This window comes from Corallococcus sp. AB032C (genome assembly GCF_003668935.1).
In the GTDB taxonomy this organism is placed as follows: domain Bacteria; phylum Myxococcota; class Myxococcia; order Myxococcales; family Myxococcaceae; genus Corallococcus; species Corallococcus exiguus.
Window position 1 is genome coordinate 1 of record NZ_RAWP01000191.1, and the last position, 8,496, is coordinate 8,496.

8 protein-coding genes and 1 pseudogene are annotated in these 8,496 nt (G+C 68.9%); 1 reads left to right on the forward strand and 8 read right to left on the reverse strand.

The features are described 5' to 3' along the window. Positions 1–132 (reverse strand): annotated as a pseudogene (locus D7X99_RS40540) (F0F1 ATP synthase assembly protein I); the annotation flags it as partial. A gap of 397 nt (positions 133–529) precedes the next feature. Here D7X99_RS40540 and D7X99_RS40545 point away from each other — a divergent pair. Beyond that, the gene (locus D7X99_RS40545) at positions 530–1,024 is read left to right on the forward strand and encodes a YbhB/YbcL family Raf kinase inhibitor-like protein (RefSeq protein WP_120599929.1); all 495 of its coding nucleotides are present in this window, start codon (positions 530–532) and stop codon (positions 1,022–1,024) included. A gap of 15 nt (positions 1,025–1,039) precedes the next feature. On the opposite strand, the gene D7X99_RS40550 is transcribed toward D7X99_RS40545, so the two are convergent. The 7 genes from D7X99_RS40550 to D7X99_RS40580 all read right to left on the reverse strand — a co-directional run bounded on the left by D7X99_RS40550 (position 1,040) and on the right by D7X99_RS40580 (position 8,237). Next, complete coding sequence (locus D7X99_RS40550; protein WP_147476406.1) at positions 1,040–1,654, reverse strand: hypothetical protein; 615 nt, start codon at positions 1,652–1,654, stop codon at positions 1,040–1,042. A 1-nt stretch (position 1,655) separates the two neighbouring features. Further along, positions 1,656–2,486: a DUF692 family multinuclear iron-containing protein gene (locus D7X99_RS40555; protein ID WP_121782408.1), complete on the reverse strand. Its 831-nt coding sequence runs from the start codon at positions 2,484–2,486 to the stop codon at positions 1,656–1,658. A 4-nt stretch (positions 2,487–2,490) separates the two neighbouring features. Next, positions 2,491–3,333: a methyltransferase domain-containing protein gene (locus D7X99_RS40560; protein ID WP_121782409.1), complete on the reverse strand. Its 843-nt coding sequence runs from the start codon at positions 3,331–3,333 to the stop codon at positions 2,491–2,493. A gap of 18 nt (positions 3,334–3,351) precedes the next feature. Next, positions 3,352–5,481 (reverse strand): carbohydrate binding family 9 domain-containing protein, encoded by a 2,130-nt coding sequence (locus D7X99_RS40565; RefSeq protein WP_121782410.1) that lies wholly within the window; start codon positions 5,479–5,481, stop codon positions 3,352–3,354. After that, positions 5,478–6,794, reverse strand: coding sequence for an MFS transporter (locus D7X99_RS40570; protein ID WP_121782411.1), 1,317 nt, complete (start codon positions 6,792–6,794; stop codon positions 5,478–5,480). Before D7X99_RS40570 ends, D7X99_RS40565 begins: the two co-directional genes overlap by 4 nt. Next, positions 6,791–7,396 carry a hypothetical protein gene (locus D7X99_RS40575; RefSeq protein WP_147476407.1) on the reverse strand — a complete coding sequence of 202 codons (606 nt, stop codon included), beginning with the start codon at positions 7,394–7,396 and terminating at the stop codon, positions 6,791–6,793. Before D7X99_RS40575 ends, D7X99_RS40570 begins: the two co-directional genes overlap by 4 nt. Positions 7,397–7,958: 562 nt before the next feature. Then, positions 7,959–8,237 (reverse strand): PqqD family protein, encoded by a 279-nt coding sequence (locus tag D7X99_RS40580; RefSeq protein WP_158620859.1) that lies wholly within the window; start codon positions 8,235–8,237, stop codon positions 7,959–7,961. Positions 8,238–8,496 lie beyond the last annotated feature (259 nt).

The window sequence follows — 8,496 nt, forward strand, 5'->3', positions numbered from 1 at the left end:
CCCCACCACCGCCCCGCCCACCAGCTTCCAGACCGCGGAGATGTACGGCTCCGCCGCCCGCATCTGCCGGGCCGTCTCGCCCAGCTCACTGCCCGGCGCGTCCGCCTGCTTCCGAGGCTCCTGGTCTGCCATGCGGACGCCTCACCAAACCCCGGGAAAGTCTTGGGTTTCCATCCACCAACCCCGACCCCGCCCATACACGCGCGGGCGCCGCTTAGCACCGAATGCGCGGCGCGTGCAACCGGTACGGGGGCGCGGGGCACCCCACCGCCAGCAGCGGTTGCGGCACCCGCAAGCGCAGCTACCACGGCGCCGGAGCCGGAGGGGTGGTTTCTCCTTTTTAAGTGAGGCTCAAAGGGGCAGGCGGCCCGGGGGGCGCCCGGTGGATCAGCGGCGGCAGGGAGTCGCCGGAGCCTGGGGGGAGGTGACGGGCGGCCGGGCGGAGCGCCCTCCGTCTCTCAGCACAAGGACTCCGGCATCGCCAGCTTGGCAGGGGTCACGTTGGCCGTTCATGCCCAAGGAGTCACGCATGCCGAAGCCGCTCGAGCTCACCTCGCCGAAGTTCAAGGACGGGACGCCCATCCCCATCGCCTACACCGGCGAGGGCGACGACAAGGCGCCTCCCCTGCACTGGGAGAACCTCCCCGCCGGGGCCAAGAGCCTGGCGCTCATCGTGGAGGACCCGGACGCGCCGGACCCGGCGAACCCCCAGCGCACCTTCTGCCACTGGGTCCTTTATAACCTCCCCATCAACGCCCAGAGCATCCCGGATGGGGCGACCCTGGACGTGCTGCCGGATGGGGTGAAGCTGGGGCGCAACGACTTCAACCGGCAGGACTACGGTGGCCCCATGCCGCCCATCGGCAGCCACCGGTACTTCTTCAAGCTGTACGCTCTGGACACGGTGCTGCCGGACCTGAACCAGCCCAACCGCACGCAGCTGCTCAAGGCGATGGAGGGCCACATCGTGGGCGAAACCCAGCTCATGGGCACCTACGAGAAGACGCACCACCGCAAGCACTGAGGCGCACGGGGCACCTCAAGGTGACGGCAGCTCGCGCAACATCACGGCGGGCAGGTGGGGCACCTTGAGGTACTCCACGCGCGTGGGCTTCGGCTCCACCAGGGGCCAGCCCGGCGCGTCCAGCGCGGCGAGCAGCGTGAGCACCGGGTAGTCGAAAGACTCCACGTACGGGCCTGACGCCGGCATGGGGGCAAGACCCCACGCGAGCGACAGGCGCAGCCGTTCGCACCGCGCGAGCTGTGGCACGTATGCAGGCAGCCGCTGGAGGAGCTTCGCGTGCGGGGCGTGCTCGCCCGCCTCCAGGAAGCGGCAGTACGCGATGGCCTCTTCGCGATTGAGCACTTCAGGAAGCACGTCCTGGAGGAAGCGCGCGCGCAGCGGGCCCAGCTCCGGCCGCTTCGCTTCGTCCACCCAGGCAAGCTGTTCGCGCACGCGCTCGGTGCGGTGGAAGTCCATCATCCGGCCGGCGCGCTCCACCACCACCGGATCCACCCGGTGGAGTGCCTCCGCTTCCAACGGCGTCAGGTCCAGCGGGGCCAGGGCCTTGGGGGCATCGCCGCGCCACGCTTCGCGGAAGCGGGGATCCACGTGCAGCCGCGCCAGGACTTCCAATGTTCGTGGGTAGCTCATCTCAAGCCACGCTCGCGCCGCAGCGCTGGAGGATGGCGCGCGCGCGGGCCAGCTCCTCCACCAGCTGCGCGAAGGGAGGAAAGCCGCTGTCCATCTCGAAGTTCACCCCGCGCACCGGGCTGCGTGGCGCGACGTATTCCAACAGGCGCCACACCTCCTCCGGCGACGGCGCGGAGTGGCTGTCCAATCTCAATCCCTCCATCGTGACGCCTCCCGCCAGGTGCACCTGCACCACGCGCTCCAATGGCAGCCGGTCCAGGAAGGCATACGGGTCGAACCCGTGGTTGACCGCGTTGCAATAGAGGTTGTGCAAGTCCAACAGCAGTCCGCAGTCCGCGCCCTCCACCACGCGGCGCAAGAACTCCGCTTCATCCAACGTGTTGAGCGGCGTGTGGAAGAGATACGCGATGTTCTCCACCACGAAGGGCACGTCCAGGTCCGCCCGCGCCGCCTTCACGTTGCGCACGCACGTGGCCACCGCCTCCTCCGTCAGCGGCACCGGCGTCAGCGCGCGCAGCGGCAGGTTCCCCACGCGCGTGAAGCACAGATGGTCTCCGTGCCAGACGCTCCGGGTGAGCTGGCGGACGCGCTTCAAGCCGTCCCGGTAGCCGGGCGCGTCCGCGCCGTCCGAGCCCACCGACAGCTCCAGGCTGTGGCCCACAATGGGATAGCGCTTCGCGAGCAACTCCAGCCGCCGCTCCGAGTCCGGCGTGAGCGGCAGAAAGTGCTCGGGCGTTACCTCCAGCCAGTCCACGCCGGGGTTGCCACGCGCCAGGTGCGGATTGAGGTCCCAGCGGTAGCTGAGCCCCACGCCCAGGAAGGGAAGGCCCATGGCTTCAGGCCTTGCGCCGCGCCATCACCTGGAAGTGCTGCCCCAGGACGGCGAAGCCCTCGTGCGCCAGCTTCTCCTGCAACGCCAATATCTCCTCGCGCGCGGCCCACGCGTCCCACGGCTTCTCCGCGGTTCCGCCCTGCGCGGCCGCCATCGCCTTGAGCATGTCGAAGAACATCACCGGCTTGCCGAAAATCTCGAGCAGCTCCGCGCCCGCGTCCGCCACCGCGCGCTCCAGCTCGCGCACCGTGAAGGCGTGCACCGGCAGGCCATACGGGCACGTCGTGCGGCCGTCGTGGAGCGTGCGGAAGGCCTCCTGCGGCTTGCCCAGCTTCAGGTAGCCGGAGAAGGCCTCGTAGCGGTTGTCCACGCCCAGCACCACCGGCGCGCCCGGCTTCGCCACGCGCACCAGCTCCTTCACCGCGCGCGGGTACGCGTCCAGGCAGTACGACACCGGATCTCCTTCACAGAAGACCAGGTCGAAGGCCGCGTCCGGCAGCTCCAGCGCCGCGACGTTCCCCTCCACGAAGGCCACGCGGTCCAGCAGCCCCTTCGCGGTGAACTGCGCCCTGGCGCCGTCCAGCATGCCCGGAGAGATGTCCAGCACGGTGACGTGGTGCCCGGCTTGCGCGAAGCGCGTGCCGAACTTGCCGCCCCCGCCGCCCGCGTCCAACACGCGCCAGGTCGTGCCGTCCCTCGGCAGGAGCGCCTCCACCGGCTTCCAGGTGAGGTGCTCGTACGTCAGCCAGAACAGCTTGATGGCCGTGGCGTCTGGCGCGCCCTGGTCGTACTTCGGGGACACCTCGTCGTAGCGGCGCTTGAGGCTCTGCGGGTCGGCGGCGGTCATGCGAAGCCCTTGGTCAGGTCAGTAGTTGAAGGAGATTTTCGAGAGGATCCGCCGCTCCTGGGAGCCGCCGAAGGGCTGATCCGTGTAGACGAGGAAGATGTCGCTCCACTGGCGGTAGTGCCACCCCACCATCGCGTCCAGGAACGTGCCCTTCACGGAGTTGTAGTCCGCCAGCTCGTACACGCCGCCCTTCTGCAACGTCAGGCGCGCGTAGAGGTCCGGGCTGAAGTGGTAGCGCAGCTGCGCGTAGCCGGAGAAGCTGTAGCCGTCCCCGGACGTGCCGTAGAGGTCGCTGTTCGTGGGCACATTGAAGTTGCGCGTGTAGAAGCCGCTGAAGCGCGCGACGATGTGCGGCCCCACCTTCATGTTCACCGCGCCGTTGAAGCCGCGAATCTCTCCGCCCAGGAAGCGGCCGGCGACGGCCGTCAGCGTGTAGCTCTGCCAGTCGTGCGGGAACAGGGTGAAGCCAAACGTGCCCAGACGGTCCCGGAAGCCCAGGTTGTCGTCGTAGATGCCCTCCAGGTAGAGCGCGAAGTCGTGGTGCAGGTAGGGCTGCACGTTGAGGCGGTTGCGCCAGCGCGTGCGCTCGCCCTCGTGGTTGCGGCGCCACAGCGAGTCCCACGTCATGTCCAGCCGGGGCAGGAAGCGCCACCCGGGGAACGGGTTCAGGAACAGGCGCGAGTTGTAGCCCTGCTTGTCCACCACCGGCGTCCAGCCCAGCGGGTTCGCGTAGTTCTTCCCGATGTCCTCGAACTGCAACCAGAACTCCGACAGCGTGTCGAAGCGGTGCAGGCCCACGTGGTACGCGTCCGAGTCCTCGTTGCCCAGCGGGCTCCAGCTCTTCAGCGCCTGCGCCTGGATGAAGAACTCCTCGAAGAGGTGGAAGTTGCCGTCCACGCCCACCGTCTGGAAGTCCGAGTCCCCGAACAGCCCGCCCCGCCCGCTGCGGTTGAGCGCCACCAGGGAGATCATCGACCGCTTGCCGATGTCCTGCTGCAAGCGGATGACGCCGGAGTTGACGTTCTCGAAGACCTCGCGGCCGTTGGCGTCCCGGCCGGTGAGGTCGCGGTGCTGCACGTCCATCATCGAGAAGCTCAAGCCCCCCAGCTTGCCGGTGAGCTGCAGGCCGCCCCACACCCGGTCATGCGGCCGCAGCGCGATGCGGCGCGAGGTGAAGACGTTGATGGGCGCGATGAAGAGGTGCTCGCTCTCCGTGAAGAACGCGCGGCGCTCAGGCAAGAGCGGCATGTCCGTGTCCAGGAGGAGGAAGCTCTGGTCGGCTTCCGCGTCGCTGAAGTCCGGGTTGGCGGTGAGCTTCACCGACAGCCAGGGCGTCGGGTCGATGCGCGCGTCCGCGCCCACGTTGGGACGGAAGACGCCCCGGTCGTCCGTGGTCTTGAGCGCCACCGTGGTGGCCACGTACGGGGTGATGCTGAAGATGGAGCGCGGCTTGATGCCCTTGAGCCCCTCCAGGTGCGGGTAGCGGCTCACCTTCGCGCTGTTGACGCCGTCCGGCGTCCAGTTGCTCCACTCCTGGTTGCGCGACTGTTCGCGGTCCAGGAGCATGCCGAAGGAGATTTCGTCCTTCGTCTCGAACTGGAAGTTGGCGAACGGGATGCGCACCTCCGAAATCCACCCGTCCTTCACGATGGTGGACTTCGTCTCCCACTCGCCGCGCCAGTTGGTGGAGAACGCCTCGCCGTCATCCACGATGCGCCCGTCGGTGCGCACGCCCAGCGGGTTGGTCCAGAAGTAGTACGCGTTCCGGTGGTCCAGGAACGTGTCCAGGATGATGGTGATGTTGTCCTCCTGGTGGAGGAACCCCTCGTTCTGCACCGTGTAGCCGGTGATGCGCTCCGGCTTGGAGTCGATGCAGTGGAAGAGGAAGTACAGGTTGTCCTGGTCGTAGAGGATGCGGACCTTGGTGTCGTCCGGCGCGGGCTTGCCGTAGTTGATGCGCGTGAGGTACCAGCCATCGATTTCCGGGGCCGCCTGCCACGCGGGCTCGTCCCCCGTGCCGTCGATGGTGATGGTGTCCTGCGTCCGCGTCGCGGTGACCTTGTACGTCGAATCAGCGTGTCCCAGCGTGGGCACCAGCGCGGCCAACAGCGCGGTGCCCCAGCGACACACGTGGCGAAGGGGACTCATCCAGGCTCCGAGGTGGGGGTGAGGGCGGCCACGGGGGCCGGTTCAGGCGTGGCGTGTGAAGACGCCTCGCGCACGCGCGACACACAGCCGAGCGCCAGCACGAGGGACACCGACGAAATGAGGAACGTGCTGCCGATGCCGGCTGCTTGCGCGACGAAGCCGTAGGTGACGGGCGCGAGCACGGAGGCCAACGCGCCGCATGCGCCCAGCGCGCCCATGAACCGGCCGCGCTCGGAGGGCGCCGGGGACTGCTCCACCACCAGCGCGGACGCGGAGGAGCGGTGCAGGCCGTCTGGGATGGCCAGCAGCACCCAGGCCACCACCAGCGTCATCAGCGCGGCGCCGTCCGGCAGCCATCCCGCGGCCCCCAGCACCGCGGCCATCACCGCCATGCCCGCGAGGCCCGGCACGATCATGCCCACGCGCCGGGACATCCGGTCCGACAGCCGTCCGCCGAAGGGCTGCACGAACGCGTACGTCAGCCACGACGCCGCCACCAGCGGCCCCACGGCCTCCCGGGGCGCGCCCAGTTCCACCGCGTACAGCGGCAGGTACGTGGGGAACAGCGCCAGCGCGAAGGTGAAGAAGAACTGCCAGAGGAACAGCGCCGCCGCGCCCGGCCGGTCCTTCACGTAGGTGAACGGCGACAGGAGCCCCCGGAACACCAGTCCCCACGCAGCGCCCGCCCCACCGCGCACTGCCTCCGCGCGCGGGGGCCGCGCCGGTTCGTCCAGCCCCAGCAGCAGCAGGCTGCCCGCGAGGAACAGGCCCCCCGCCAGGAAGAAGGTGCCCGCCACCGACAGCGCGCGGATGACGGCGGAGGACGCGAACAGCGCCGCGACGAACACCAGGTTCGACGTGGCATCCAGCAGCGCGAAGAGGGTGGCGCGCTGCCTGGCGGGCGCGAAGTCCGCCACCATCGCGTTGGACACCGGCGCCGCGCTGCGCGACAGCAGCATCTTGAGGATCATCACGGCGGCGAGCGGCTGGGGGTCGTCCACCAGCGCCACCGCCGGCACCATCAGCGACGTGACGAGCGACAGGCCCACCACGAAGGGCTTGCGCCCATGGCGGTCCGACAGCGCCCCCAGCACCGGCTGCACGAAGATGGGCAGCAGCGCCCCCACCGTGTAGAGCGCGCCAATCTCCTGGAAGCCCAGCCCGCGCGAGCGCAGGTACAACGGCATCACCGGGTTGAGCAGGCCGGAGGCCGCCATGCCCAGGAGCCCCGAGCCCAGCATCACCCGCAGGTTCCCCAGACCCCGCGTCAGCCCGTACATCTCCCGGATGGCACCCACGCCCTGGCGGATCATCCCCCCACCCCTTCCGCACGAGGCTTCAGCCCCAGCACCGCCTCCACCGCCTTCGTGAGCGTGGGCACCGGCCGCACGTCCAGCGCCGTCAGGGGCGCCGCGTCGAACCCGCTGCCCTCCGGCACGAACACCGCCACCCTGTCCGCCCGCGGAAACACCTGCTTCACGTAGGACTGCGCCACGCCCAGCTTTCCCTGGAGGAACTCGCGCGGCGCGGGCGCGAGCTTTTCCCCATGCGCCTCCAGCGCCACGCCCGTGCCCAGGAAGGGCGACGGCAGCGGCAGGCCCGCGAGCAGCGCCACCCACGCGACGAACAGCGGCAGCGACGCGCTCCGGCCATCCAGCGTCACGTTCCGGCCGCGCGGCGAGACGTGCAGGTCCGTCTCATCCCACGGCAGCGCGTAGCGCGCGCGGCCCACCGCGGACAGGTGGCGCGCATGGTCCTGCCACGCGGCGGTGAAGGCATTGCCCCGCGACACGTCCGTCCACAGCCGTCCCTGGCCGGGGCGCACGGACACCTCCACGGGCACGACGCGAAAGAGCGCGTGTCCGCCGACGTCCGCCTGGGTGAAGAGCAATACCTGCGTGGATGCGGGCAGCATGGGCGGGCGTGTCGGCGTGTGAGAGGAAAGACACAGCCGGGAGGAGGGCCACAGCCCTCCTCCCGGCCATGAAACGCGTTACTCCGCGACGACGATCACGCTCATGCCGTTGGAGCAGGTGCACTTGTCGGACGACGCGGAAACGCGGACGATCTCGGACTGGATGTACATGGTGGTTCTCCTGGGATTGATGTTTGGGACTTGGGAACCGACGGGAGCGACTACTCCGCGCTCACGGTCGTCGAGGCGATGACCATGCCGTTGGAGCAGGTGCACTTGTCGGTGGCGGCGGACACGCGGACGATCTCGGACTTGATGAACATGGTGATTCTCCTGGATGGATTGCTGCGTTCACTGCGGTGAAACATGGCGGAGTGTGGACAGGGGGTCTGACATTGCCTGCCAACACTCCGGTGCTTCATTCCAGCCGTGAAGAGACGTCTCACGTCTGGCATCACGCGCACCCGGGGCGACCCGGGCACACGGGATTCCCAAGGGCCAGGGCATGGCCCGGCCTGTCCCTCTCACGAGGGGAAGAAAGCCACTCAGCGGACGGCGAAAGTCAGACGGGACGCGAGGGCTCGCACAGCCCCAGTTCCTGGAACTGCGTCACGGTGCGCTGGACGTCGGCGCGGATGGCCTCTTCCTGGCCCGCGGCGCCCAGCCGGAGCGCCAGCGACGCCACCGCCCCGTCCAGGGACGTGTCGCCCTGGCACAGCTCGAAGATGCGGGCGGCGGTCTCGTTCACCCGGAAGACCTCCCCTCCCTCGGTGTCCAGGAGGAAGAAGGCTTCGTCCTGCTGCTGGACGATGACGCCGGAAGTCGCGCGGGGCAGATTCAAGACATCCCCCTCCGAAGGCGCGGCCCCCGGGGATTCCTGACGGAAGCAGAAAGGCGTCGGAATCCGGTTCAAGCCGCGCTGTTACAATTCCATGTTTCTAAATGCTCCAATAAAGCCTGTCAATACATGAAAGGATTCGGGTTGGGGCTCCATGAGAGGGTTTGCGAACGTGCCGGGTCCTGAAGCGCCGCGTCGGTCCAGAGCGGGGACCGGCTGTTGTGCGGTGGTGGGCGATTGACGGGCGGGGGTGGCTTCACCG

Bases quoted from the DNA above. Each gene is read 5' to 3' on its own strand.
- D7X99_RS40545 (WP_120599929.1), top strand. From the start codon at position 530: ATGCCGAAGCCGCTCGAGCTCACCTCGCCGAAGTTCAAGGACGGGACG.
- D7X99_RS40550 (WP_147476406.1), bottom strand. From the start codon at position 1,654: ATGAGCTACCCACGAACATTGGAAGTCCTGGCGCGGCTGCACGTGGAT.
- D7X99_RS40555 (WP_121782408.1), bottom strand. From the start codon at position 2,486: ATGGGCCTTCCCTTCCTGGGCGTGGGGCTCAGCTACCGCTGGGACCTC.
- D7X99_RS40560 (WP_121782409.1), bottom strand. From the start codon at position 3,333: ATGACCGCCGCCGACCCGCAGAGCCTCAAGCGCCGCTACGACGAGGTG.
- D7X99_RS40565 (WP_121782410.1), bottom strand. From the start codon at position 5,481: ATGAGTCCCCTTCGCCACGTGTGTCGCTGGGGCACCGCGCTGTTGGCC.
- D7X99_RS40570 (WP_121782411.1), bottom strand. From the start codon at position 6,794: ATGATCCGCCAGGGCGTGGGTGCCATCCGGGAGATGTACGGGCTGACG.
- D7X99_RS40575 (WP_147476407.1), bottom strand. From the start codon at position 7,396: ATGCTGCCCGCATCCACGCAGGTATTGCTCTTCACCCAGGCGGACGTC.